This window comes from Bacteroides sp. PHL 2737, from assembly GCF_004115325.2.
In the GTDB taxonomy this organism is placed as follows: domain Bacteria; phylum Bacteroidota; class Bacteroidia; order Bacteroidales; family Bacteroidaceae; genus Bacteroides; species Bacteroides hominis.
The window spans coordinates 2,943,387-2,968,819 of sequence record NZ_CP040630.1; the positions used below are offsets into that span (position 1 = coordinate 2,943,387).

Annotated in this window: 21 protein-coding genes, 1 tRNA gene and 1 pseudogene; 14 read left to right on the plus strand and 9 right to left on the minus strand. The window is 39.7% G+C overall.

The genetic code is table 11. The features are described from left to right. The first annotated feature begins 48 nt into the window (after positions 1–48). Both ruvX and def read left to right on the plus strand, forming a co-directional pair. A complete protein-coding gene (gene ruvX / locus DBK98_RS12015; RefSeq protein ID WP_005809030.1) occupies positions 49–465 on the plus strand; it encodes a Holliday junction resolvase RuvX in 417 nt (138 codons plus the stop codon). A 35-nt stretch (positions 466–500) separates the two neighbouring features. Continuing rightward, positions 501–1,055: a peptide deformylase gene (gene def, locus DBK98_RS12020; protein WP_005809028.1), complete on the plus strand. Its 555-nt coding sequence runs from the start codon at positions 501–503 to the stop codon at positions 1,053–1,055. Positions 1,056–1,188: 133 nt separating this feature from the next. On the opposite strand, the gene DBK98_RS12025 is transcribed toward def, so the two are convergent. Further along, entirely contained in the window at positions 1,189–2,406 is a 1,218-nt protein-coding gene (locus DBK98_RS12025) for a 6-bladed beta-propeller (protein ID WP_005809027.1), read from the minus strand. A 309-nt stretch (positions 2,407–2,715) separates the two neighbouring features. Between DBK98_RS12025 and DBK98_RS12030 the strand changes: the two genes are divergently transcribed. The 6 genes from DBK98_RS12030 (at position 2,716) to DBK98_RS12055 (ending at position 9,442) form a co-directional block, all read left to right on the plus strand. Beyond that, positions 2,716–4,764 (plus strand): tetratricopeptide repeat protein, encoded by a 2,049-nt coding sequence (locus tag DBK98_RS12030; protein ID WP_032536317.1) that lies wholly within the window; start codon positions 2,716–2,718, stop codon positions 4,762–4,764. 80 nt (positions 4,765–4,844) lie between these two features. Then, positions 4,845–6,785: a threonine--tRNA ligase gene (thrS, locus tag DBK98_RS12035; RefSeq protein WP_005809024.1), complete on the plus strand. Its 1,941-nt coding sequence runs from the start codon at positions 4,845–4,847 to the stop codon at positions 6,783–6,785. A 118-nt stretch (positions 6,786–6,903) separates the two neighbouring features. Continuing rightward, positions 6,904–7,515 carry a translation initiation factor IF-3 gene (gene infC / locus DBK98_RS12040; protein ID WP_032530688.1) on the plus strand — a complete coding sequence of 204 codons (612 nt, stop codon included), beginning with the start codon at positions 6,904–6,906 and terminating at the stop codon, positions 7,513–7,515. Positions 7,516–7,580: 65 nt separating this feature from the next. After that, positions 7,581–7,778 carry a 50S ribosomal protein L35 gene (gene rpmI, locus DBK98_RS12045; protein WP_004297539.1) on the plus strand — a complete coding sequence of 66 codons (198 nt, stop codon included), beginning with the start codon at positions 7,581–7,583 and terminating at the stop codon, positions 7,776–7,778. Between the two features lie 100 nt (positions 7,779–7,878). Further along, on the plus strand, positions 7,879–8,229 hold the full coding sequence (gene rplT, locus DBK98_RS12050) for a 50S ribosomal protein L20 (protein ID WP_002561638.1): 351 nt from the start codon (positions 7,879–7,881) through the stop codon (positions 8,227–8,229). 424 nt (positions 8,230–8,653) lie between these two features. Continuing rightward, complete coding sequence (locus DBK98_RS12055; protein WP_005809022.1) at positions 8,654–9,442, plus strand: EFR1 family ferrodoxin; 789 nt, start codon at positions 8,654–8,656, stop codon at positions 9,440–9,442. 65 nt (positions 9,443–9,507) lie between these two features. Here DBK98_RS12055 and xpt read toward each other — a convergent pair whose 3' ends face one another. The 6 genes and pseudogenes from xpt to DBK98_RS12085 form a co-directional block, all read right to left on the minus strand. Then, positions 9,508–10,077, minus strand: coding sequence for a xanthine phosphoribosyltransferase (gene xpt, locus DBK98_RS12060; RefSeq protein ID WP_005776479.1), 570 nt, complete (start codon positions 10,075–10,077; stop codon positions 9,508–9,510). A gap of 86 nt (positions 10,078–10,163) precedes the next feature. Next, on the minus strand, positions 10,164–11,471 hold the full coding sequence (locus DBK98_RS12065) for a phenylacetate--CoA ligase (protein WP_032536316.1): 1,308 nt from the start codon (positions 11,469–11,471) through the stop codon (positions 10,164–10,166). 101 nt (positions 11,472–11,572) lie between these two features. Beyond that, complete coding sequence (locus tag DBK98_RS12070) at positions 11,573–12,157, minus strand: indolepyruvate oxidoreductase subunit beta (protein ID WP_005776481.1); 585 nt, start codon at positions 12,155–12,157, stop codon at positions 11,573–11,575. A 3-nt stretch (positions 12,158–12,160) separates the two neighbouring features. Further along, complete coding sequence (locus tag DBK98_RS12075) at positions 12,161–13,753, minus strand: thiamine pyrophosphate-dependent enzyme (RefSeq protein WP_032536315.1); 1,593 nt, start codon at positions 13,751–13,753, stop codon at positions 12,161–12,163. 83 nt (positions 13,754–13,836) lie between these two features. Then, positions 13,837–14,874, minus strand: coding sequence for an endolytic transglycosylase MltG (mltG, locus tag DBK98_RS12080; RefSeq protein ID WP_022011271.1), 1,038 nt, complete (start codon positions 14,872–14,874; stop codon positions 13,837–13,839). Between the two features lie 160 nt (positions 14,875–15,034). Beyond that, positions 15,035–15,640, minus strand: a pseudogene (locus DBK98_RS12085) (DNA/RNA non-specific endonuclease); the annotation flags it as partial. A gap of 33 nt (positions 15,641–15,673) precedes the next feature. On the opposite strand from DBK98_RS12085, the gene DBK98_RS12090 reads away from it, so the two are divergent. Beyond that, positions 15,674–16,654, plus strand: coding sequence for an IS982-like element IS1187 family transposase (locus tag DBK98_RS12090; protein WP_032536584.1), 981 nt, complete (start codon positions 15,674–15,676; stop codon positions 16,652–16,654). Positions 16,655–17,098: 444 nt separating this feature from the next. On the opposite strand, the gene DBK98_RS12095 is transcribed toward DBK98_RS12090, so the two are convergent. Continuing rightward, a tRNA-Thr gene (locus DBK98_RS12095) sits at positions 17,099–17,171 on the minus strand. Between the two features lie 198 nt (positions 17,172–17,369). Between DBK98_RS12095 and DBK98_RS12100 the strand changes: the two genes are divergently transcribed. The 5 genes from DBK98_RS12100 (at position 17,370) to DBK98_RS12120 (ending at position 24,026) form a co-directional block, all read left to right on the plus strand. Then, positions 17,370–19,274 carry a nucleoside-diphosphate sugar epimerase/dehydratase gene (locus DBK98_RS12100; protein WP_005776487.1) on the plus strand — a complete coding sequence of 635 codons (1,905 nt, stop codon included), beginning with the start codon at positions 17,370–17,372 and terminating at the stop codon, positions 19,272–19,274. Between the two features lie 114 nt (positions 19,275–19,388). Beyond that, complete coding sequence (locus DBK98_RS12105; protein WP_005809019.1) at positions 19,389–21,938, plus strand: SLBB domain-containing protein; 2,550 nt, start codon at positions 19,389–19,391, stop codon at positions 21,936–21,938. A 5-nt stretch (positions 21,939–21,943) separates the two neighbouring features. After that, entirely contained in the window at positions 21,944–23,056 is a 1,113-nt protein-coding gene (locus tag DBK98_RS12110; protein ID WP_032530691.1) for a Wzz/FepE/Etk N-terminal domain-containing protein, read from the plus strand. Continuing rightward, positions 23,032–23,565 carry a UpxY family transcription antiterminator gene (locus DBK98_RS12115; RefSeq protein ID WP_032530692.1) on the plus strand — a complete coding sequence of 178 codons (534 nt, stop codon included), beginning with the start codon at positions 23,032–23,034 and terminating at the stop codon, positions 23,563–23,565. Before DBK98_RS12110 ends, DBK98_RS12115 begins: the two co-directional genes overlap by 25 nt. After that, positions 23,562–24,026: a WbuC family cupin fold metalloprotein gene (locus tag DBK98_RS12120; RefSeq protein ID WP_005776491.1), complete on the plus strand. Its 465-nt coding sequence runs from the start codon at positions 23,562–23,564 to the stop codon at positions 24,024–24,026. The genes DBK98_RS12115 and DBK98_RS12120 overlap by 4 nt, the downstream gene beginning before the upstream one ends. On the opposite strand, the gene DBK98_RS12125 is transcribed toward DBK98_RS12120, so the two are convergent. Further along, on the minus strand, positions 24,023–25,231 hold the full coding sequence (locus DBK98_RS12125) for an ROK family transcriptional regulator (RefSeq protein ID WP_005776492.1): 1,209 nt from the start codon (positions 25,229–25,231) through the stop codon (positions 24,023–24,025). The genes DBK98_RS12120 and DBK98_RS12125 overlap by 4 nt on opposite strands. Positions 25,232–25,433: the final 202 nt, after the last annotated feature.

The window sequence follows — 25,433 nt, forward strand, 5'->3', positions numbered from 1 at the left end:
TTAAATAGGGAATAATCCAAATTTTAATCGTATTTTTGCACTCCAAATATGAGTAGAATAATAGCAATAGATTACGGGCGAAAACGTACAGGAATAGCTGTGAGTGATGCGATGCAGATTATCGCTAACGGGCTGACAACTGTACCAAGTCATGAACTTCTGGATTTCATAACCAATTATGTAAAACAGGAACCGGTGGAACGCATTATTATAGGTTTGCCGAAGCAGATGAATAATGAGGTTTCTGAAAATATGAAAAATATAGAGCCTTTTGTACGTTCGTTAAGAAAACGTTTGCCTGATATTCCCGTTGAATATGTAGATGAACGTTTTACTTCTGTGCTTGCACACCGTACGATGCTTGAAGCCGGGCTTAAGAAAAAAGACAGACAGAACAAGGCATTGGTCGATGAAATTAGCGCAACTATTATTTTGCAGTCTTATCTGGAAAGCAAACGTTTGTAAGAAGAAAGAATATTTAAAAAGAATAATTATAAGATATGATTTTACCTATTTATGTATATGGTCAGCCAGTTCTCAGGCAGGTGGCGGAGGATATCACGCCGGATTATCTGAACCTGAAAGAGCTGATTGAAAATATGTTTGAAACGATGGATCATGCCGATGGGGTAGGGCTTGCCGCTCCTCAGATTGGCTTACCTGTCCGCGTAGTTGTTATTAACCTGGATGTGCTTTCAGAAGATTATCCTGAATACAAGGATTTTCGTAAGGCTTATATAAACGCACATATTGATGTTGTGGAGGGTGAAGAAGTATCCATGGAAGAAGGATGTCTTAGTCTGCCCGGCATACACGAGTCTGTAAAGAGAGGCAGTAAGATTCACGTACGATATATGGATGAAAATTTTGTAGAGCATAACGAAGTGGTAGAAGGGTTTCTGGCACGGGTTATGCAGCATGAATTTGACCATTTGGACGGGAAAATGTTCATAGATCACATTTCTCCTTTGCGTAAACAAATGATAAAAGGAAAACTGAATACGATGTTGAAAGGAAAGGCTCGTAGCTCCTATAAGATGAAGCAGGTGAAATGATATACCTGAGATTTTCGAATAAAAAGCAATGGGTAAAGTTGATCATATAAATCAATTTTACCCATTACTTTTTCAGGACTGCATTTCAAATATCCTGCAACGGCTATTTGATGTTTTTCTTAAAAGAGCCCGGTTATGGTTGCTTTAAATATACCAGCATCATTACCGGATTATCGTCTTCCTTTAAGCCTTTCAACTGTTCGATTTGAAGTATGGAAGGTGTTTCTTCCGCTTTTTCTAAAAGTTCAGGAGCTTCCCATACATATAACAGTGTATGGCTGTCAAGTGCCGTTATCGGGCGTAATGGTAAACCAGGAGTCAAGTCATTTTTTATATGGCCTGTGGCTACTTTGAAACAGTTTTTGGCTTTTTTGTCGTAAATAGCCATTTGTCTTTCTCGCGCTTTCTCTCCTGCCCAATTAGAATAAGGCATGAATATGTAGGAGTCAGTCTCTATGGCACTGTACTGTATGTAAGGAGCGGCCATTTCCTGAAAACGCTTTCCGTTTCCATCGAGATATTCAAACCTGCATTCCATCGGTAATGAGTATTTGCCCATCTGGAATATATATCGGGGTTCTAAAGCTTCTGGAGTGACGGTGAATAGGGTGTCGTTATAATATTCTTTATAACAGGTGTGGTTTTCGTAATGGAACATATAACGATCTATATCACTACTGATCATCCAGCGATATTGGCTGTTTAGCTCAAATAGGTCCCAACGATTGAAGATTTGCAACGTATCACCTTTCAGGTTGGAAAGGTAAATACGTTCTTTTCGTCTTCCGTTATTATTGCGCATGAATGTTGCGGCAATTGTATCCTGAACACGTAACATCGCAAACTCACTAACTTCTATATTAGGAACTTTCATTGCACGGATGAATTTACCTGTTTCCATAGAGTAGATATTGATTTTTCCTGTAGTTGTTAGCATGTAGACCAATCCTTTTTCTTCATCCACGTCAATCTGCATGATCCAGTTAAATTCACCTGGTCCACCGCCTTTGCGGCCCAGTGTCCGTATGAATTTACCATCTTTTGTGTACTGAAATAATTTATCGAGCCATGGTAGGAAGAAATACTCTTTTGTCTGGATGATATTGGTTCCCTTTAACCCTCTTATCAGGCATTTATTGTTTGTCTCCAACGGGATATACCGTATTGAATCGGCTATTTCACTCAGTAGTATTTCCCGTTCTGTTTCGATACCTGTTTCGAAAGGTACGATTTGAGGGAATTCTGGTTCTGTAATTTGGACCGTTGCTTCGGACGGCTGGTCACTGTTCTTCTTTCCGCTGCAAGAAAGCAGCAGGAAAGGTAGTAGTAAAAGAAGTGATTTTTGTTTCATGTTGATACTATTTTATGTATAAAAGAGTTCCTGTTTGCAATATTGTACAGGTGTCTTTCTTTCTGTATTTTTAATTTTCGGATAACCCGTTTCATATATTGATTTATGGACATATTACAAATCTACGAAATAATCGTAAATTAATAATGAATGTGAGGTTAATAGGTGTTAAGAAGGTGTATAGACTACTGAATATCTGCATGGAGGGGTCCTATAAAATAATCAAAAAATATAAAAAGTTGTCCGTTATCCCTGTTTAATAGATGAAAAGCATTACTTTTGCTCTACTTAAAAAGTATTCAGAAGCCGATGATTAAAAAGATATTAGCAGCATTATTGTTGTTTCCTACATTTATATATGCTCAGATAAACACAGACAGGGTAATGATGATTGCCCGAAACGCGTTATACTTTGAGGACTATGTCCTTTCCATTCAGTATTTTAATCAAGTGATCAATGCAAAACCCTACCTGTATGAACCCTATTTTTTCAGAGGGCTTGCCAAGATCAACCTGGATGATTATCAGGGAGCTGAAGATGACTGTGATGCGGCCATTGACAGGAATCCTTTTGTAGTGGGTGCTTATCAGATTCGTGGGCTTGCAAGGATTAAACAGAATAAGTATGATGGGGCTATTGAAGACTATAAGAAAGCACTTCATTTTGACCCTGAAAATATTACGCTTTGGCATAATCTGACTTTATGCCATATACAGAAAGAAGACTATAAAGCTGCTGAAGATGATTTGGGTAAATTGCTGGCAGTTGCTCCCAAATATACAAGAGCCTATCTGATGAGAGGAGAGGTGGCTTTGAAGCAACAGGATACATTGCGGGCTTTGAATGACTTCAATACAGCTATTGAGATGGATAAGTATGATCCTGATGCCTGGGCATCCCGGGCCATCGTCAGGTTACAACAGGGAAAATATGCAGAGGCAGAATCGGATTTGAATCATGCAACGCATTTGAATGCCAGAAACGCCGGGAATTATATTAATCGTGCTTTAGCCCGTTTCCATCAGAATAATCTGCGGGGAGCCATGAGTGATTATGATCTGGCTCTTGATATTGATCCGAATAATTTTATCGGACATTATAACCGTGGTTTGCTTCGGGCACAAGTAGGAGATGACAATCGAGCTATTGAGGATTTTGATTTTGTACTGCAAATAGAACCGGATAACATGATGGCTACGTTTAACCGAGGATTACTTCGTGCACAAACGGGGGATTACCGGGGAGCCATTAAGGATTATACAACTGTGATTGATATGTATCCGAACTTTTTGGCCGGATATTATCAACGTGCAGAGGCAAGGAGAAAGATCGGCGACCGTAAAGGTGCTGAAATGGACGAGTTTAAAGTCATGAAAGCGCAACTTGACAAGCAAAATGGTGTAAGTAATAGCGATAAGACCGTGGCTGATAATAAAAAAAGTAATAAGAAAGAGGAGACTAAAACTCGTAAAAAGTCCGATAAGGATATGAATAATTACCGGAAAATCGTTATCGCAGATAATTCTGAAGTGGAACAGAAATATAAGAGTGATATTCGGGGCAGGGTACAGGATCGTAATGTTAATATCAAGATGGAACCGATGTATGCTCTTACCTATTACGAGAAGATGAGCGATGTGAAGCGGACGGTACATTATTATAAGTATATAGATGATTTGAATCGTGCCGGTGTTTTACCAAAACGTTTGTATATCACTAATATGGAATCACCGCTTACCGAAGAACAAGTGAAGTTCCACTTTGCATTGATTGATACACATACTTCGGCAATTGTTGAAAATCCGCAGGATGCACGCATACGATTCTCCCGTGCACTTGATTTCTATCTGGTACAAGATTTTGCCAGTTCTGTTGAAGATCTGACTCAGGCCATTTTGTTGGATGATAAATTCTTCCCTGCTTACTTTATGCGTTCCTTGGTGCGTTACAAGCAGTTGGAATATCAAAAGGCAGAAGAAGCTAATGCAGCCTCGGCAGCACCGGCCACACTACCGGGTATATCCGCTCCACCGAAGTCGGAAATCAGTGCCTTGGACTATGATATAGTGAAAAGTGACTTGGATCATGTGATCTCTTTAGCCCCCGATTTTGTTTATGCGTATTATAACCGTGCCAATGTATTGGCCATGTTGAAAGATTATCGTGCGGCAATTGCGGACTATGATAAAGCTATCGAATTGAATAAAGAGTTTGCGGAGGCTTATTTTAATCGTGGATTGACACATATTTTCCTGGGTAACAATAAGAATGGAATAGCTGACTTAAGTAAGGCAGGCGAGTTGGGCATTGTTTCGGCCTATAATATCCTGAAACGATTTACAGAAGTGCCGGAATAACATTTTTTAGATAAAAAATAGTAAACTCAAAAAGAAATCCTTATTTTTGCGTGCAATAATGAAAAATATAACATAACATTATGATAAAAATAACATTTCCTGATGGCTCTGTTCGTGAGTATAACGAGGGAGTAAACGGACTGCAAATTGCAGAAAGTATCAGTTCGCGTCTGGCGCAAGATGTATTGGCGTGTGGAGTGAACGGTGAGATTTATGATTTGGGACGTCCCATCAATGAAGATGCTTCGGTAGTGCTTTATAAATGGGAAGATGAACAGGGTAAGCATGCTTTTTGGCACACAAGTGCTCACTTGTTGGCTGAAGCTTTGCAGGAGCTTTATCCGGGTATTCAGTTCGGTATTGGTCCGGCTATTGAAAACGGTTTCTACTATGACGTTGATCCGGGAGAGGCTGTCATCAAAGAGTCTGATCTGCCTGCAATTGAGGCAAAAATGGCTGAACTGGTTGCAAGGAAAGAAGCTGTGGTTCGCCGGGATATTGCAAAAAACGATGCTTTAAAGATGTTTGGCGACCGTGGGGAAACTTATAAATGTGAGCTGATTTCGGAGTTGGAAGACGGACATATTACAACATATACACAGGGTGACTTTACGGATCTTTGTCGTGGCCCTCACTTGATGACAACCGCACCTATTAAAGCTATTAAGCTGACTTCTGTTGCCGGTGCATACTGGCGCGGACATGAAGACCGTAAAATGCTGACTCGCATTTATGGTATTACTTTCCCTAAAAAGAAAATGCTGGATGAGTATCTGGCTTTAATGGAGGAAGCTAAAAAACGTGACCATCGTAAGATTGGTAAAGAAATGCAACTTTTCATGTTCTCCGATACGGTGGGTAAGGGATTGCCTATGTGGCTGCCGAAAGGAACTGCTTTGCGTTTGCGTTTGCAGGATTTCCTTCGCCGTATCCAGACTCGTTACGATTATCAGGAAGTGATTACTCCGCCTATTGGTAACAAGTTATTGTATGTGACTTCGGGGCACTATGCAAAATATGGTAAAGATGCATTCCAACCCATTCATACACCGGAAGAGGGTGAAGAATACTTCCTGAAACCGATGAACTGTCCTCATCATTGTGAAATTTATAAGAATTTCCCTCGTTCGTATAAGGACTTGCCTCTGCGCATTGCTGAATTTGGTACTGTGTGTCGTTACGAGCAGAGCGGTGAACTTCATGGATTAACACGTGTGCGTAGCTTTACACAGGATGATGCACATATTTTCTGTCGTCCGGATCAGGTGAAGGGAGAGTTCCTTCGTGTGATGGATATTATTTCAATCGTGTTCCGTTCTATGGATTTCACTAACTTTGAAGCACAGATTTCTTTGCGCGATAAAGTGAACCGTGAAAAATACATTGGCAGTGATGAGAACTGGGAAAAAGCTGAACAAGCTATCATTGAGGCCTGCGAAGAAAAGGGGCTGAAAGCTAAGATCGAATATGGTGAAGCTGCTTTCTATGGTCCTAAATTGGACTTTATGGTGAAAGATGCTATCGGTCGTCGTTGGCAGTTAGGAACTATTCAGGTGGATTATAATCTGCCGGAGCGCTTCGAACTGGAATATATGGGATCGGATAACCAGAAGCACCGTCCGGTGATGATCCATCGCGCTCCATTCGGATCTATGGAACGTTTTGTTGCTGTATTGATTGAACATACCGCCGGTAAATTCCCGTTATGGCTGACTCCGGAACAAGTCGTTATTCTCCCGATTAGTGAGAAGTTCAATGAATATGCGGAAAAAGTGAAGACTTACTTGAAAACAAAAGAAATTCGCGCAATTGTGGATGATCGCAATGAGAAGATCGGCCGTAAAATTCGTGATAACGAGATGAAGCGCATTCCGTATATGCTGATTGTCGGCGAGAAAGAAGCTGAAAATGGTGAAGTTTCTGTCCGCAGACAGGGAGAAGGAGACAAAGGAACCATGAAATTTGAAGATTTTGGTGAAATTTTGAACGAAGAAGTTCAGAATATGATAAATAAATGGTAACTTTGCGCCCAATTGTAAAAGCACAGCATTTTGATAATGTTCTAAAGACAGCTTTTACTTTAATACATAATTTAATTTGGTAGACAATAAAAAACAAACTGGAAGTAAACGTTATTTAATGAAGAATGACAGTATGAAATCGCAATATCGGATCAATGAACAGATCCGTGCGAAAGAAGTCCGCATTGTAGGTGATGATGTAGAGCCTAAAGTATATCCCATTTTTCAGGCATTAAAATTGGCTGAAGAAAAAGAAATGGATCTCGTGGAGATTTCTCCCAATGCCCAACCACCTGTTTGTCGTATTATTGACTATTCCAAGTTTCTGTATCAGTTAAAGAAGCGTCAGAAGGAACAAAAGGCTAAACAGGTAAAAGTAAACGTAAAAGAAATACGTTTTGGTCCGCAAACGGATGACCATGACTATAATTTTAAGTTGAAACATGCTAAAGGCTTTTTGGAAGATGGTGACAAGGTGAAAGCTTATGTTTTCTTCAAAGGTCGTTCCATCCTTTTTAAGGAACAAGGTGAAGTGCTTCTGTTGCGTTTTGCTAATGATCTGGAAGACTATGCAAAAGTCGATCAATTGCCGATTCTGGAAGGTAAACGTATGACGATTCAGCTTTCTCCGAAGAAGAAAGAAGGAGTTGTAAAGAAGCCTGCGGCTCCCAAACCAGCTGCTCCGGCTACAGTAAAAGCAGAAAAGCCTGCTGAAAACAATGAAGAGTAAGAAAAATGCGTAACGCGCAGGTATAGTGCGTTGCCATATAATTTAATAATTTAAAAACAATTAAGATGCCAAAGATGAAGACTAACTCCGGTTCTAAAAAAAGGTTTACCCTTACCGGAACAGGTAAAATCAAAAGAAAGCACGCTTTTCACAGTCACATTTTGACTAAGAAGTCTAAGAAGAGAAAAAGAAACCTGTGTTATTCAACAACTGTTGATACAACAAATGTAAGCCAGGTTAAGGAACTCTTAGCTATGAAGTAATCAAAAGCGTACAAAGTATTATTAAAGTTATTAACCGAATGCTTTAGCTTCAAGTTCGTTACGTGAAGTAACGGCGCTAACATTCAAAAAAGAGAAAACTATGCCAAGATCAGTAAATCATGTTGCTTCAAAAGCAAGAAGAAAGAAAATTTTGAAATTGACCAGAGGTTACTTTGGTGCAAGAAAAAATGTATGGACCGTAGCTAAAAACACTTGGGAAAAGGGTTTGACCTATGCGTTCCGTGACCGTAGAAACAAGAAGAGAAACTTCCGTGCTCTTTGGATACAACGTATCAATGCTGCTGCACGTCTGGAAGGAATGTCATATTCTAAACTGATGGGTGGTCTGCACAAAGCCGGTATCGAAATTAACCGTAAGGTTTTGGCTGACTTAGCTGTTAACCATCCGGAAGCTTTCAAAGCTGTAGTCGCTAAGGCTAAAGCAGCTTAAGTTCCGACAGTTTTATGATTTACAAAATGCTGGTTACATTAACTGTAACCGGCATTTTTCATTTTTAAAGCTGGGTTTATAATTTAAAAAATAGTCTAAGAGAGAAACAAAATCTTCTTTTTCCTTGTTTATCTCACTAAAAGTAACTACATTTGTTGTAGTAAAATATTAGCCGCATTGATTGGATCGGGAAACTCATCAATTAAACTGAAAACCGAGACAAGCTTCGCTTCTCAATGGCGGGCCACATCCTTCGGGATAACTTTATAGTCGGTGGATTACAAAGAGGACGGGCACTCAAATCATGTCATTCGGAGTTTCATCACATCATCGGTGCGGCTTTTTAATAAAGGAAAAGGGCGGTAATCATTTAAAGACTACCGTCCTTTTTTTATGCTGTTTTCTTTTAAATACACATATAGTTATGATATTCTATTTTTCAGGAACTGGAAATTCTAAATGGATTGCGGAGCAGATTGCAAGGGTACAAAACGAAACACTTGTTTTTATGCCGAATGCCATTAGGGATGGAATAAAAGAGTTTGTGTTGGCGGATAATGAAAAAGTAGGTTTTATTTTTCCTGTTTATTCATGGGGACCTCCGTTGGCCGTGTTGCAGTTTCTGGATTGGGTCACTTTGGCTAATTATCACTCCCAATATGTCTATTTCGTGTGTTCTTGCGGAGATGATACAGGATTGACGGAGAAAGTGTTTTGCAGGGCGTTATCTCGTAAAGGAATAGAGTGTAATGCCGGATTTTCGGTGACGATGCCTAATAATTATGTGTTGCTTCCCGGATTTGACGTGGATAAGAAAGAATTGGAGAAAGAGAAATTAGAAAAAGCTGTCGGCAGGGTAGAAGAAGTTAACTACTCGATAAATGCTCGTGAGACGGGTTTTCATTGCAATGAGGGGAGTTTTCCATGGTTGAAAACGAAGATACTGAATCCGCTTTTTAATCGTTTTATGACTTCTGCAAAACCGTTTTATGTTACTGATGATTGTATCGGTTGCAAGCGCTGTGAAAGAATATGTCCGGTTGGGAATGTAGTTGTGATAGGGTGGAGACCGGTGTGGGGGATGGACTGTACATCTTGTTTGGCTTGTTACCACGTTTGTCCGAAGCATGCAGTGCAATATGGGAAAAGAACCAGAAGTAAAGGGCAGTATTTAAACCCTAATGTGAGTATTTCACACGAATCAGCTAAGTAGAAAGTATTATAAAGAAAAGCCTTTGTATAGCCTGTCCGAGAGAATACAAAGGCTTTTTTACAGAGTTAATCTTTTATTGTAATCTGGCAATTGGATAAATCTTCAATAATGGCAAGAGACTCTACTCTTACTCCTCTTTCTTCAAGTGTTTTACGTCCGTTTTGAAATGCTTTCTCAATGATGAATCCCATTCCTACCAGATTGGCACCAGACTGTTTGATGAGGTCGATAACACCTAAAGCAGCGTTTCCATAGGCCAAGAAGTCGTCGACAAATAATATATTGTCTTTCGGGGTAAGGAAGTCAGAGCTGATGACTACTTCATAATCACGGTCTTTAGTGAATGAATGTACTGTAGTGCTCAAGGCATTTTGTATGGTTCTTGGCGACTTTTTCTTGGCAAAAACGACGGGTAAGTCCATCAAATAGCCCGTCATGATGGCCGGAGCAATTCCGCTGGCTTCTATGGTCATGATCTTATTGACGTTTGTTCCGGCAAAAAGGCGCACAAACTCTACGCCAATTGACTTCATTAGTACCGGGTCCATCTGGTGGTTGATAAAACTATCTACTTTGAGAATTCCCCCTTCATAGCATTTTCCGTCTTGCAGGATTCTTTTTTTAAGTAATTGCATGATTATAATAATAAGTTAATGTGCCCAATATGCCAATGCGCCGATGTATTCGGATGGTACATCGGCATATTGGGTTCATTGGATGATTATTTATTGTTTCTCAGGTCCTTCACTCTGACAGCTTTGCCTTCACTTTGTGGTAGAGAGCCTTTCTTTACCAATTTGAGTTTGGGCGTGACAAGTATTTCGTCTTTTAGCTGGCGGGTAATGTCCTTACGTATCTTTTCAAGTTCAATGTAATTGTCTGTAGAAAGATCGCTCAATTCTACTTCTACAATCATTTCATCTTGGCTGTTAACAGTCTCAAGTGTGATAAGGTAATTGCTTCCCAATTCGGGGAATTGTACCAATATCTTTTCTACTTGCATGGGGAAGATGTTGACTCCTTTGATGATAAACATATCGTCACTACGGCCTTTGATGCGGTCAATTCGGATATGGGTACGTCCACAGGGACATTCTCCCGGTAAAATACGAGTGAGGTCACGTGTACGATAACGTATGAGCGGCATCATTTCCCGATCAAGGGTAGTGAGTACGAGTTCTCCGATTTCTCCTTCTGGGACAGGTTCTCCGGTTTCGGGATTAATGATTTCTACATAATAGCAATCTTCCCAAAAGTGCATGCCATTCTGCTCTGTACACTCAAACGCGACACCGGGGCCGTTCATTTCGGTCATTCCAAAACTATTGTATGCTTTAACACCTAACATGCGTTCTATTTTTTTTCGCTGTTCGTCTGTGTGTGGTTCTGCACCGATTACGAGAGTTTTGAGAGTGGTACTGCATGGATCGATCCCTTCTTCCTGAAAGACCTCAGCTAAGCGGATGGCATAACTGGGGATGGCGTGGAGGGCAGTTGTTTTAAAGTCGGTAATAAACTTGATCTGGCGTTTACTGTTACCGGCAGCGGCAGGTACAGTTAAAGCTCCCAGCCGTTCAGCTCCATATTGGAATCCGAGTCCTCCTGTGAACATACCGTAACCGGAACTGTTTTGAAAAACATCTGTATTACGTATGCCTACACAATATAAGCATCGTGCAACCAGATTGGCCCATGAATCTAAGTCATGCTGTGAATGGACAATAACCGTTGGTGTTCCTGTTGTTCCGCTTGAAGAGTGAATACGTACTCCGTCTTCTTTCATATTTCCGGCGACAAGTCCGAAAGGGTAATTGGCTCGCATATCTGCTTTTGTGGTAAAGGGCAGTTTACGGATGTCGTTCAGTGATTGGATACTTTCCGAAGTGATGCCATGCTCTCGAAATACTTTCTTGTAATAAGGGGCATTGGCTGCTATATTAATTGTTTTCTTGAGTCGCTCGAGTTGTAGTTCCTGCAGTTTTTTACGACTCATGGTCTCTATCTCTTCTTCCCAATATTTTGTATTCATGGCTTATAAATTATTTAAGTAGGGGGGATAATGTATCAAGGTGATAATGCAACGGTTGTCCCGATCACATTATCACCTTTTCTATATTCAATTGTTCCTGGTCATTTCATCGTTTTTTCTGCGATCTCTTTTCCGGCAGCCAAGGCTTTTAAATTGAGTTCGACTATTGTATCACCTTTTTTCTGGAATATTTCACGAATACTATCCTGTATCTTTTCATAATCGATGCCTAAGAATGGGATAGTGGCACCTAATAAAACAATATTGGCAACTCGTGTAGAGCCTATTTCTTTGGCTACTTTATCTACATTCAGAACAACCTTATGCGGCAGTTTATTGATTTCTGCCATAACATCTGCCTCAGCGGGATAATTGGGGATATTAACAAATGGAGTTTCATTTGTTACCAACCAACCTTCATGGCTGAGGTAGGGGAGGTATCTAAGCCCTTCCATGGGTTCAAGGGAGATGATCAAATCACATTTACCTGAGGGAATCAGATCTGATGCAATGGGCTGGTCACTGATTCGGAGATTCGACTGTACATCTCCGCCACGCTGGCTCATGCCGTGCACTTCTGCCTGTTTCATGTACAGACCGTCTTTGAGGGCGGCCTTTCCGATTACTGTAGCGATGGACAGGATACCTTGTCCACCTACACCTGATAATATGATATCTTTTTTCATGGCTTACTTACTTCTTTTTTTACGTGCTAATGTTTGTATACACTCTCTGCGTGGGATGATAACGGATACTCCTCTATAATCTATTTCCTCACGGATGATCTGTTTCATCTCTTCATAGTTTTTCTTTAAAGGAACAACTATACGGATGTGAGCCGGATCTACGCCTAATCCGGCGCAAATAGCTTCAAGTCGGCCTGTGCCGGCAGAATCTTGTCCACCGGTCATTGCTGTCGTTTCATTATCGGATATGACAATGGTAACATTGGCATTCTCGTTGACACAGTCCAAAAGTCCGGTCATTCCGGAGTGAGTAAAAGTAGAGTCTCCGATTACAGCGACAGCCGGATGGAGTCCGCCATCGGATGCACCTTTAGCCATAGTGATAGATGCTCCCATGTCTACACAAGAATTGATTGCGTTAAATGGTGCATTTGCTCCCAGCGTATAACAACCAATGTCGCTGAATACTTTGTGAGTGGGATATTCTTCTTTCAATACTTGAGTTAATGTTATATACATATCTCTATGCCCGCAGCCTTCGCACAAAGCCGGAGGGCGCATCTCTACAAGATTCGGAACACTGAATTCGGAACGATTCTCTTTGCCGACAGCGCATGCCACGGTGTCCGGATTTAATTCTCCGTCTTGTGACAATGTACCGTCGAGACGACCTTTTACTTTTAATCCTATGCCCAGATATCCCTTCAGTTGCTTCTCAACAAATGGTTGTCCATCCTCTAATACGAGGATTTCGTCACAATCATTGATTAATTGCATTAATTGCTTTTTGGGAAGTGGATACTGCCCAATTTTCAAAACGGGATATTCGCAACCGTCAGGATAATTTTCCATCAAGTAATTATAGCCGATTCCACAGGCTACGATGCCCATTTTTTTATTGGGGCCATCTACGTATCTATTATAAGGTGATTCTTCGGATGCTTTGATAAATTCATCCTGACGTGTAAGTAATGCTTTATAACGCTTGCGTGCATTGCCCGGTAGCAGGATAAACTGGCGTGGATCTTCACTGAATGAGATTTCGTTTTGTGCTTTTTGTGCTTTGTTTTCTACACCTGAACGAGAGTGAGCCAAACGTGTTACCATGCGCATTAGTATCGGTTCACCGGTTTTCTCGGAAAATTCGAAACCATTGTATACCATGTCATAAGCTTCTTGTTGGTTGCTCGGTTCGTACATGGGTATTAATGAGAAGTCGCCATAGAAACGGCTATCTTGTTCGTTCTGTGAAGAGTGCATACTGGGATCGTCTGCCGCAACTACAATCAGTCCCCCTTTTACGCCTGTGATGGCTGAATTGATAAAACAGTCAGCAGCTACGTTCATTCCCACATGTTTCATGCAGACTAATGCACGCTTGCCGACAAAAGACATACCCAAGGCAGCTTCCATAGCCGTTTTTTCATTGGCACACCAGCGGTTGTGTATGTTACGTTCGCTCGTGATAGGAGCCATCTGGATGTATTCGGTAATTTCAGTGGATGGAGTGCCGGGATAAGCGTAAACGCCTGAAAGTCCGGCATCCAGTGCTGCTTGTGCAATGGCTTCGTCGCCAAGTAAGAGTTGTTTGCTCATATCTTATTTTCTTTTGGTGTTAATCACGTATTTTGTTATAATATCGGGCAAAGATACGTTTTTAAGATCATTTTATCACGGGATTACTTAAAAATCTTTCTTTCATTCAGTGCTTTCCAGTATTTTCTTGCATTGACCATGTGGTCTGCATAGTTGGAAGCAAAATTATGAGTACCCGAAAAATCTTCTTTGGCACACATATAAATATAGTTATGTTTTACATAATTCAATACACTATCAAGCCCTTTGGGAGAAGGTATCCGGATAGGGCCCGGAGGAAGACCCGTATTCAGGTAAGTGTTATATGGAGACTGTATGCTTAAATGCTGGTTGGTAATTCTGCGCAGACTAAAATCTTGTAAGGCGAATTTGATTGTTGGATCAGCTTGCAGAGGCATACCTGTATGTAAACGGTTTATATATAATCCCGCAATCATCGGCTTTTCATCGTTGTTGTTAGTTTCTTCTTCTACAATGGAGGCTAATGTACAAACTTCTTCAGGTGTCATTCCGATTGTTTTAGCTTTTAAACATCGGTCCTCGTTCCAGAATTTATTATGTTCTTTTTTCATCCGGGCGAAAAAGTCTTCTATGCTGATGTCCCAATATACTTGGTAGGTTTCAGGGATAAAAAGGCAAGGCATGGTAGCTTTCGTATATCCCATTTTCTCTTGGAAAGCGGGATCGTATAACGCTGTAGCAATTTCAGTGGAGTCAATCATTAACTGTTTTCCTATGCTGCGGGCTAATCTGTCCAGAGTTCGTACACTTCCGATGGTCAAATTGACAGGTGTTTGGTATCCTCTTGATAACCTACTATATAGGTGGTATGCATTATCACCCGGTTTGATAGCGTAACGTCCGGTGTGGATGTTTTTACTAAATTCACGGAAATGGGCCATCCATTTAAAACCATCAAAGTTATGAGGATTTCCTTGCTTTTTTATTTTGTTGAAAATAGAATCTGTAGTGTCATCACGATCTATATAAATATAAGTGGTTTTACTTGGATGAAATTGAGGATAGAACAAATAGTAATAAACTATTCCGGAACCAGCAATGCCAATGAAGAGAATAATAGCCAGTATGCTGAAAAATATATTTTTTCTTTTCTTATTCATATAGAATATTCACTATTTATAAAGTTGTGCCAAAGTTAAGAAGATTTCAAAGATGTTTGTTCTTGGATAATAAATGTTTTCTGTCTGTTTAGTTATTATTTACTTTTTAGGGGTATTTACTTTTTCATTTTTAGTTTTTGATATACGCTTTTGTTCCCGTTCATATTTTCCACAAAGCGATATTTGTTTGGCTCTCTAGTTTATTTTCTAAAGAATCGGGAAGAGGAGAAAAGAAATCTAAGCCGGTGAGCTGTTCAACGCTGTCAACTGAGACTGCATAATTTCGTAGTGGTTTTGTTGCAGGTTCGTTGTTGAAAACAAATCCAATAGCTTTGGGGGGAGAACCGTAAAGAGAAAGGATGACCTTGAAAAATCTTGTTGGTACGGTTACCTGGTTCTTGCCGATTGTATGGGATTCTTTATTCATTATCGGACCGCAGACAATGAAGATGGAACTGTCGGCTACTGCCCACTCACGTACTTTATCTTCCAAGTCTTTCCATTTTCGCCGGTTTAATTCGGGGTGTTGCGGGCATATATTGCTGAAATAGAAAGACTCTTTCATAGCTTCGTTACTCCACTTCATGTCGGCAGCGGGGGCCATATGTCCCTTGTCGAATCCGGAATGTGAATAATCAGAATTAGTTGCCATATTGCCTTTGATAGAAGGATCGGCGAGGAATTGATTGTTTCTTTGGGCATTTCCCTTTGTTTCTTGTCGAGTGAGTTCATAAGCTACCCAGTTTGGAATCTTTTGGATTGTATTACCCGTTGGCGGAATTAATTTAAGTTGATAAATATGAGTAAAAAGTTGTACATGTCGCTGATTTTTAGTAACTTAGTGGTGATTAAAACATTAAGTTCAAACCATCGTATGTACAACCTTTATGCAAAATTCGTCAAAATACTTGAGATATGCAAGCAATTCTCTGAAAATCTCGTCAATGATTCGGGTAATGTTCCACGTCGTGGTCCTGTTCCCAAGTTTTCGGATTTGGAAGTGGTGGCGCTATCCCTGACGGCAGAGACCGAGAGCATTGATAGTGAGAAGTGGTTGTTCGACTATAAATTGCAAGAATACAAGGACAGCATTCCCAATCTCATATCAAGGAGACAGTTCAATGACCGCAGGAAGAAAACGTCAGGCCTGTGTGAGGAACTGCGCAAGCGGATTGCCATGGAAATGGATGGCGGAGAGGAACAATTCTTTGTTGACTCCAAGCCGATAGAGGTCTGTAGGGTTGCAAGAGGAAAACGTTGCAAGATGGGGCGTGCCGGCAATTTCTCGCAAGCTCCCGACTTCGGCTTCTGTGCTTCGCAGAACACGTATTATTTTGGTTATAAGTTACACGCTCTCTGTGGGTTAAGTGGAGTTATCCATTCCTATGATCTGTCAAAGGCAAGTGTGGCTGACCTCCATTATATGAAGGATGTAAAACATACTTATCACGACTGTAGCATCTATGGTGACAAAGGGTATATTGGAGCTGACGTACAGCTTGACTTGTTCGAAACCGCACACATAAGACTGGAGTGTCCGTATCGGCTCAACCAAAAGGATTGGAAACCGACATTCATTCCGTTTGCAAAGGCAAGAAAGAGGATTGAGACAATATTCTCACAACTTACAGACCAGTTCTTGGTCATCAGGAACTACGCGAAAATAACGAATGGTTTGTTTGCCAGAATCATTGGCAAAATTAGTGCACTTACCATTCTGCAATACGTAAACTTCATTAACGACAAGCCCATTGGCAGAATTAAGTATGCACTAAATTAATTCCGCCAACAGGTATTGTATTATAAGATACAGTGTATCCCTTGTGACAAACCAGCTGTCCGTTTAGCGAGTGTTGAGAAATTGGAATCTCCAGATTCTCATAACGTAAACAGTTAGGTACAGCTTTCTCTTTTGATTCCTTTATTGTCTGAAAGAGGGTAGTCTGAATCTCCGGTATGCAAAGATAGATTCCATAAATTAAAGGTAAGATTGCAAATAGAGCTATTCCGAAAATACTCTTAAACGAATTTCTATGATATTTTTTAGACGACTTTTTTCGCTTGTTTTTCATGATATTGAAAATTTAAAGCTTGAAATTTCGAGTAATATGTGGGTACGTAGGCATTATTGTATTCCAATGATTATTGTTAGCAGCTATTGTATGGATAAAATTAAGGTGTAACAGGTATTTATATACAAGTTACACCTTTGGGATAATAAAAGAGCCGCTAGCCAGACTTGAACTGGCGACCTACGCGTTACGAATGCGTTGCTCTACCAACTGAGCTATAGCGGCGTTGCATTTTATCGTTTACGGCGTGCAAAATTACATCTTTATTTTTAAAAACAAAATGAATCTATACTTTTTTCGTGATATTTTCTCTGAAATGTTTATAAAATAAAAAGGTTGAGGATTAAATTAGAAAATAGTTGTAGATTCAAATATTAAAACTCATCTTTGCATATTTACTGATAAATCTACTTTTATATTACTATGAATATACGATTTTATTATAAGTATCTTTCATCACGAGTTGCTTCAAAATGGCTGATACTTGCTGTCGATGTTCTTTTAGTGATTTTTTCAATGTTTTTGGCGAGCCTTTTGCAAATAGGTTTGTCTGTGTTAGTTTTTGAATTCTCACTATGGGTGTGGACAACTCTATTCTGCGTGATATGTAATGTGTGTTTCTTTCATCTGAATCGTACTTATGTAGGAGTAATTCGCTATTCTTCCTTTATTGACATTTCTCGTATTTTTATTTCTTTAACTCTGGGCTATTTTGTTGTTTGTATCGGCAATTTGCTTTGGATAGGGTGGAGTGGAGGAGAAGTTCTGCCGATTAGTGTTATTCTTACAGCTTATATAGTTAATTTTTCCTTGATGGTTTGTTTGCGAATCTTGGTGAAAATGATACATGAGTTGATGACTTTTGATCGTAGGCACAGTATTCGCGTTTTTGTCTATGGTTCAAAAGGGTCTGGTATTAATATTGCCAAATCGCTACGGGTTAGTAGAAGTAATCATTTTAGATTGAAAGGGTTTATTTCTGATGATACGGGATTTATTGGGAAGCAAACGATGGGTTGCCGGGTATACGCGAATAATGAGTCTTTGTTTGATATATTAGAAGAAGAAAGAGTCGAGGCTATTATTGTTTCTTCCGAGAAAGTACATCGTCTTGAAACTTCCGGCATGATTGATCGGTTGATAGCTGAAGATATCCGTATTCTTACAGTACCTCCTATCAATGATCTTGGAAGGCAAGGCGTGCAAATAAAAGATATACAGATTGAAGATTTGTTACAACGGGATCCAATACATGTTGATATCCGGAAAATATCTTCACACATTGAAGGGAAGCGGATTATGATCACGGGAGCTGCTGGGTCTATAGGACGTGAGATGGTTAGGCAGATAGCGGGGCTGAACCCATATAAGTTGATTTTGGTTGACCAGGCGGAGTCTCCGTTACATAATGTGCAATTAGAATTACTGGATAATTGGCGGGATATTGATGCTAAAATGTTGGTGGCTGATGTAACTAATCGAACGAGGATGGAGTATATTTATAAGGAGTATCGGCCGCAATATGTTTTTCATGCTGCTGCTTATAAGCATGTGCCAATGATGGAGGATAATGTGTCTGAAGCGATACAGGTGAATGTATTGGGAACTTGCATTATGGCCGACTTGGCTGTGAAATATGGCGTAGATAAGTTTGTGATGGTTTCTACAGATAAAGCTGTTAATCCGACCAATGTTATGGGGTGCAGTAAAAGGCTTGCCGAGATCTATGTTCAGTCCCTTGCTCGTAAGTTATCTAAATATGCAAAAGATGGGGCACAAGTGAAGTTTATCACAACTCGTTTTGGAAATGTACTCGGATCAAATGGCTCTGTAATACCCAGATTTAAGCAGCAGATAGAAAAGGGTGGTCCGGTGACTGTGACACATCCTCAGGTTATACGTTATTTTATGACTATTCCAGAGGCTTGTCAGTTGGTATTGGAGGCTGGAAGCATGGGAAATGGAGGTGAAATCTATATTTTTGATATGGGTAATCCTGTGAAGATTGTTGATTTGGCGCGAAGAATGATTTATTTAAGTGGGCAGAAAAATATAAAAATAGAGTTTACCGGATTAAGACATGGTGAGAAGCTGTATGAAGAGTTGCTGAATGTAAAAGAGTCTACTTGTCCTACTTATCATGAAAAAATAATGATAGCAAAAGTTCGTGAATATGATTATGAGGAGATAAAGCAAGAAATTCAAAGGTTAATAGATTTGAGTTATACTTCAGACACCATGGGCATTGTTGCTTCTATGAAAAAGATCGTTCCAGAGTTTGTTAGTAAGAATTCTGAGTTTGAGATATTGGATAAAGCCTCTTTTTAATCTATTTTCGAAAACTTAGGAATGAAATAAATGTATATTATGAAAATAATATGTTACCTTTGTGCCCGGTTTATAATTTATTAGAGGAACACTAAAGATTAATCAGAATATCTTATGCGTAGATTTATTACACTATTCTTCTTGATTTTTACCTTATCCGGTGTAGCTGTAGCTCAGCAAATGTCCGATGATCAGGTCGTACAGTATGTAAAAGATGCTCAAAAGATGGGTAAAACTCAGAAGCAGATTACAACAGAGTTGATGAGAAGAGGCGTTACGAAGGAACAGGTCGAGCGTATTCAGGAAAAATATGAAAATGGAAATGGTAGTACAAGTACACAGAGTAACCAGAATACAACAAGGTCTCGTACACGTACTCAGCAAAATGATGAAAGTGACTATTCGAATCGTTCTCAGAAAAACCTGAAGGATCAGAAAAATCAAAAGAATCAGAAAAATATAAAAGGTCTCCGTCAATCGGCTAACCAGAAAAATAAACGGGGTATGGGCGATGATAATCAGGAAATGACTGATGAGGACATGATGTATGAAGAGGATTGGTCTGATGAATATATGATGAAACCGGAAGAGGATCCGACACAACAGATTTTTGGACATAATATCTTCACTAACGAGAATCTTACATTTGAGCCTAATGTAAATATTGCTACTCCTGTAAACTATCGCTTGGGTCCTGGAGACGAGGTGATTATAGATGTTTGGGGAGCTTCTCAGACAACAATAAGACAGACTATTTCGCCAGAGGGCAGTATTTTAGTTGATAATCTCGGTCCTATTTATTTAAGCGGGATGACTGTTCGTGAAGCTAATAACACGGTACGTCGTGAATTTTCAAAAATCTATGCCGGCATTTCAGGTCCGAACCCTAACACCTCTGTCGATTTAACATTGGGGAATATACGTACTATCCAAATCAGTATTATGGGAGAAGTGGCTATACCGGGCACTTATGCGCTCTCGGCATTCTCTTCTGTATTCCATGCTTTGTATCGCGCTGGTGGCGTTAATAAGATCGGTAGTCTGCGTAGTATCAAAGTCGTGCGTAACGGTAAGAAAATAGCCGATTTGGATGTTTACGATTTTATAATGAAAGGTAAATTGAATGACGATGTCCGCTTGCAAGACGGTGATGTGGTTATTGTTGATCCTTATGAATCCTTAGTACAAATTACTGGCAAGGTAAAAAGACCAATGTTTTATGAAATGAAACCTTCTGAGACGATGGCTACTATTTTGAAATACTCAGGAGGATTCACTGGAGATGCTTATAAGAAAGCTATACGCCTGATTCGTAAAACGGGTCGTGAACATCAAGTATATAATGTGGACGAAATGGACTATTCGGTATTTAAACTGGATGATGGAGACGTTTTAGCTGTTGATTCGGTATTAGAACGTTTTGAGAATCGTGTAGAAGTCCGTGGAGCTGTTTATCGTGCCGGTATGTATCAAATTGATGGTACTGTAAATACTGTAAAACAGCTAATAAAGAAAGCTGAAGGGGTAAGAGGAGATGCTTTTTTGAATCGTGCCATTATCGATCGTGAAAACGACGACCTTACTCATGAAATGATTCAAATTGATCTGAAGGGATTGTTGAATGGCACAGTTGCTGATATTCCTCTTCAGAAGAATGATATACTTTATATTCCAAGTATTGAAGATTTGAAAGAAGAAGCGACACTTACTATTCATGGCGAGGTTGCCAATCCGGGTACTTACTTATACTCGTCGAATATGTCGGTTGAGGATCTTGTTTTGCAGGCCGGTGGATTATTAGAAGCTGCTTCAACAGCTCGTGTTGATGTGTCCCGTCGAATTAAAAATTCAAAAAGTACAGAATTGAGCAATGTGGTTGGTAAGACTTTCTCTTTTGAGTTGAAGGATGGTTTCCTTGTTGGAGGCGATCAGGATTTCCATTTGGAGCCTTTTGATGAGGTGTATATTCGTCGTAGTCCTGCTTATCATCAACAACAAAATGTTACGGTTGGCGGTGAAGTTTTATTTGGTGGTCGCTATGCGTTATCGAAAAAGAATGAACGCCTTAGTGACTTGATTGCCAAGGCCGGTGGGATTACTCAAGATGCTTATGTAAAAGGTGCGCGTTTGATTCGTAAAATGACTGAAGAGGAATTACGGCGCAAGGAAGATGCGCTCCGCATGGCTAATAAAGGTGGGGCTGATTCTATCTCTGTCAAGACACTGGATGTTTCTGATACTTATTCTGTGGGTATAGAATTGGAAAAGGCTTTGGCTAATCCCGGATCGGACTTTGATATGGTGTTGCGTGAAGGTGATATTCTGTTCGTGCCGGAATATGTAAGTACAGTAAAAATCAATGGTGCTGTAATGTATCCTAATACAGTCTTGTATAAGAAGGGTGAAAGTTTGAAGTACTATATTAATCAGGCTGGTGGTTTTGCAAGTCTTGCGAAAAAGAAAAGAGCTTTTGTTGTCTATATGAATGGTACCGTTTCTCGTCTGCGTACAGGTAATTCCAAGGCAATAGAACCGGGATGTGAGATTATTGTGCCAAGTAAGGATCCGAAGAAGAGAATGTCGGCAGCCGAAATTATAGGAATGGGTACTTCTGCGGCTTCATTAGCTACTATGATTGCAACTATGGTTAACCTTTTTAAGTAATGACTATGACTGAAGATAAGAATATAAATAAAACGACTCCACAACCTGAAGAACAAGAGATCGATTTGATAGAGTTGGCTCAGAAAGTTTGGGCTGGTCGGAAATTGGTATTTAAAGTTTGTGGGATTGCCCTGTTGGTAGGCCTTGTGGTAGCTTTTAGTATTCCCAAAGAATATTCTACTAGTGTGACGCTGGCGCCTGAGACTGGTAGTAAGTCATCTACAGGAGGTATGGGAGCATTAGCTGCTATGGCTGGTATCAATATTGGCAGTTCAAGTGGAGAAGATGCTCTTTCTCCCGAATTATATCCGGATATTGTCAGCTCTACGCCATTCTTGTTGGAAATGTTTGATGTAAAAGTGACTGACCAGAAAGGCAAAATTAATACGACTCTATATGAGTACTTGGATAAACATCAGCGATCTCCATGGTGGGGGGCGATTGCATCAGCTCCTTTTAAAGCATTAGGTTGGGTGGTTTCTTTGTTTAAAGATACACCGGAAGAACTTGGAGACGCAAAAATAAATCCTTTTTGTCTGACTCCGGATCAGGCCGGGATTGCAGATGCTTTGAGTCATCGTATATCTGTTTCAGTAGATAAGAAAACAGGAGTGACTACACTTTCTGTAACAATGCAGGATCCGTTAATTTCTGCAGCTTTAACAGATACAGTAATGCATTGCTTGCAAAATTATATAACTGATTATCGCACAAATAAAGCGCGTCATGATTTGGCTTTTACGGAGAAACTATTTGATGAAGCTCAGGGGAACTACTATGAGGCTCAGCAGAAATATGCTCACTTCATGGATGGCAACCAGAATATCATTATGCAGAGTTTTCGTACAGAGCAAGAGCGCTTGCAAAATGAGGTAAATTTGGCTTATGGAGTGTTCACTCAAGTGGCGCAACAATTGCAAGTAGCGAAAGCTAAAGTACAGGAAATTACTCCTGTTTATACTGTAGTACAACCTGCAACAGTCCCTTTGAGACCGGCTAAACCTAATAAAATCATGATTTTAATTGGTTTTGTATTCTTAGCGGGTGTTGGTAGTATAGGATGGATTCTCTTTGTTAAAGATTTATTGAACGGATGGAAGAAACAGCCAGAAAAATAAAAGAAAATGCTTCTTGTTGGTATGCTGTATATACGGCACCAAGAGCAGAGAAGAAAGTGAAGGAACAACTGGATAAGATAGGTATTGATAACTACCTGCCTCTTCAGCCAGTGATTCGTATGTGGAACAATCGTAAGAAAAAGATTTTTATTCCTGTTGTTCCGGGATGTCTATTTGTATATATCTCCTCTGAAGAGATTGCACAAATAACCAGTATTCATGGAGTAGCTTTTTTGCTGAAGGAAAAGGGACAATACGTTTCTATACCTGAGGTGCAGATGGAAACTTTCAGAACGATGATAGAACGTTCCCATGAATTGGTTGAGTTCGCGCCTACAGATTTTGTTCCAGGAGCTACTGTACAGGTGATTCGTGGACAGTTGCAGGGATTAGTGGCTGAATTAGTTGAATGTCAGGGAAACAATAAGTTGTTACTTCGGATTGAAGGGTTGGGATGTGCTTTGGCTACAGTATCTGCAGATTGTGTAGTATCAAAAGAAAAACAATGAAACTGATTACTGAAGAACTTCTTGATAGAGTAACTGATCAGGCTAAGGAGAATTCACGTCTTCGAATGAATTATAATTTCCATGAATCCATGGAAGCTGCTATTCATAGGATGTTGAATGCTTTAGAGCCTGGAACTTATTTGCCCCCTCATCGCCATAAAAACCCGGATAAGGAAGAAGTTTACTTGGTTTTACGAGGGAGCTTATTGGCTATTTTATTTGATGATGAGGGTAATGTAATGGAAAAGGTCAATCTGAATCCGACTCAAGGTCGTTATGGAATTGAGATTCCTCCTTGCGTATGGCATACTATTATTGTCTTGGAATCAGGAACGGTTATTTATGAAATTAAGCAGGGGCCTTTTGTACCTCTTACTCCGGAGAATCTGGCATCTTGGGCACCTCCAGTTGCTGACAAGGAGGCTGCCCGATTATTTATGGAGCGAATGCTTGAGTTTTAACACTCAAACATTCTGCTTCTTGCAAGCATGCAAGCTCCTACGATACCTGCCCTGTCTTTAAGTTTTGATGTTACGATTGCTGAGTCTTTGTTTACTAAATTAAGTGAATATTTGCGGACGGCGGTTTTTATAGGTTGGGTGATATAGTCACCTGTAAGTGAAATTGTTCCACCGATAATGACAAGTTCTGGATTGAAGAGATTGATAAGTCCGGCAATTTGTTTTCCTAGTTTCTGCCCAATTTCTTCCACTATCTCAATACACAAAAGGTCTTCTTTGTTTACAGAAGCAATGATTTCGTCCAGTGTTATAGGATTATTGACATCTCCTATACGGCTGGATAAAATAGAGTTTTCTCCGTTTTGTATACGTTCTAACAAGATACGGTGTAGTGCGGAACCAGAAGCTTCGGTCTCAAGACAGCCTTTTTTGCCACAATGACAAATGATTTCATTATCAAAAGTGCTGGTATGGCCAAACTCTCCGGAAAATCCTGATTTGCCCGTATAAATTTTGCCATCGATAATAATTCCAACACCTAATCCCCAACTGATATTTACGAAAATAATATCCTTTTCACCGTTTACGCATCCCTTTAGATATTCTCCATAGGTCATGGCGCGTGTATCATTGTCTATAGTGACCTTATATCCTAACTTTTCTGCCAAGACTTCTGATAATGGACGTTCCTCAAAGTTAAACTGGCTGAAACTATATCCGGACTCCGGGTTAACACGGCCTGAAACGTTTACATTGATATTCAGTATTTTCTCCTTGGCTATTGTCAGTTTCTTTATGAAATTTGAAATGAGTTTGCATAATTCATTCAATCCCTCTATTGAATTCTCAAATTTATAAGGGATATTCATTTTAAGTTCCATCATGTCGCCCTTGAAGTTTATCAAACCGATATTAATAGCAAATCTTTTAATATCAACTCCTATGAAATAACCGGATTCCGGGTTTAGGCCATATAAATTAGGATGGCGCCCTCCACTTGTTTCTAATTTACCGTAGTCGTTAATATAGCCTTCCTCACACATTTCACTAATAAATTTTGTAACTGTGGGGACGCTAAGATCCAACTCTTTAGACAGGTCAGTAATTGTTGAGCTGCCATTATATATATAATGTGTAATAATTTTCTTTTTGAGAAGAGCGCTTTTGGTTCCTAGTTCTATTTCTTTTAAAAGATGTTGTTTCATATAGATTAATTATTTTGGTAATATCTACAAAGATAGTTAATTTGTTTATTAATTCAGGTTTTTCAGGGTGAAAAGATGTTTCTCTATTGTTTTTAATTGATAATAATAGTGAATGAATTTTATTAAGCGGATATTTGAATCTTCTTTTTATTAATAAAATATTTTATTATATGTTGATTGTTTAATAAATATGCGTATATTT

Bases quoted from the DNA above. Each gene is read 5' to 3' on its own strand.
- DBK98_RS12030 (WP_032536317.1), top strand. From the start codon at position 2,716: ATGATTAAAAAGATATTAGCAGCATTATTGTTGTTTCCTACATTTATA.
- DBK98_RS12100 (WP_005776487.1), top strand. From the start codon at position 17,370: ATGAATATACGATTTTATTATAAGTATCTTTCATCACGAGTTGCTTCA.
- DBK98_RS12120 (WP_005776491.1), top strand. From the start codon at position 23,562: ATGAAACTGATTACTGAAGAACTTCTTGATAGAGTAACTGATCAGGCT.
- DBK98_RS12105 (WP_005809019.1), top strand. From the start codon at position 19,389: ATGCGTAGATTTATTACACTATTCTTCTTGATTTTTACCTTATCCGGT.
- xpt (WP_005776479.1), bottom strand. From the start codon at position 10,077: ATGCAATTACTTAAAAAAAGAATCCTGCAAGACGGAAAATGCTATGAA.
- thrS (WP_005809024.1), top strand. From the start codon at position 4,845: ATGATAAAAATAACATTTCCTGATGGCTCTGTTCGTGAGTATAACGAG.
- rplT (WP_002561638.1), top strand. From the start codon at position 7,879: ATGCCAAGATCAGTAAATCATGTTGCTTCAAAAGCAAGAAGAAAGAAA.
- infC (WP_032530688.1), top strand. From the start codon at position 6,904: ATGAAGAATGACAGTATGAAATCGCAATATCGGATCAATGAACAGATC.
- DBK98_RS12065 (WP_032536316.1), bottom strand. From the start codon at position 11,471: ATGAATACAAAATATTGGGAAGAAGAGATAGAGACCATGAGTCGTAAA.
- DBK98_RS12125 (WP_005776492.1), bottom strand. From the start codon at position 25,231: ATGAAACAACATCTTTTAAAAGAAATAGAACTAGGAACCAAAAGCGCT.
- DBK98_RS12075 (WP_032536315.1), bottom strand. From the start codon at position 13,753: ATGAGCAAACAACTCTTACTTGGCGACGAAGCCATTGCACAAGCAGCA.
- mltG (WP_022011271.1), bottom strand. From the start codon at position 14,874: ATGAATAAGAAAAGAAAAAATATATTTTTCAGCATACTGGCTATTATT.
- rpmI (WP_004297539.1), top strand. From the start codon at position 7,581: ATGCCAAAGATGAAGACTAACTCCGGTTCTAAAAAAAGGTTTACCCTT.
- DBK98_RS12070 (WP_005776481.1), bottom strand. From the start codon at position 12,157: ATGAAAAAAGATATCATATTATCAGGTGTAGGTGGACAAGGTATCCTG.
- DBK98_RS12055 (WP_005809022.1), top strand. From the start codon at position 8,654: ATGATATTCTATTTTTCAGGAACTGGAAATTCTAAATGGATTGCGGAG.
- DBK98_RS12115 (WP_032530692.1), top strand. From the start codon at position 23,032: ATGGAAGAAACAGCCAGAAAAATAAAAGAAAATGCTTCTTGTTGGTAT.
- DBK98_RS12090 (WP_032536584.1), top strand. From the start codon at position 15,674: ATGAGTAAAAAGTTGTACATGTCGCTGATTTTTAGTAACTTAGTGGTG.
- def (WP_005809028.1), top strand. From the start codon at position 501: ATGATTTTACCTATTTATGTATATGGTCAGCCAGTTCTCAGGCAGGTG.
- DBK98_RS12025 (WP_005809027.1), bottom strand. From the start codon at position 2,406: ATGAAACAAAAATCACTTCTTTTACTACTACCTTTCCTGCTGCTTTCT.
- DBK98_RS12110 (WP_032530691.1), top strand. From the start codon at position 21,944: ATGACTGAAGATAAGAATATAAATAAAACGACTCCACAACCTGAAGAA.
- ruvX (WP_005809030.1), top strand. From the start codon at position 49: ATGAGTAGAATAATAGCAATAGATTACGGGCGAAAACGTACAGGAATA.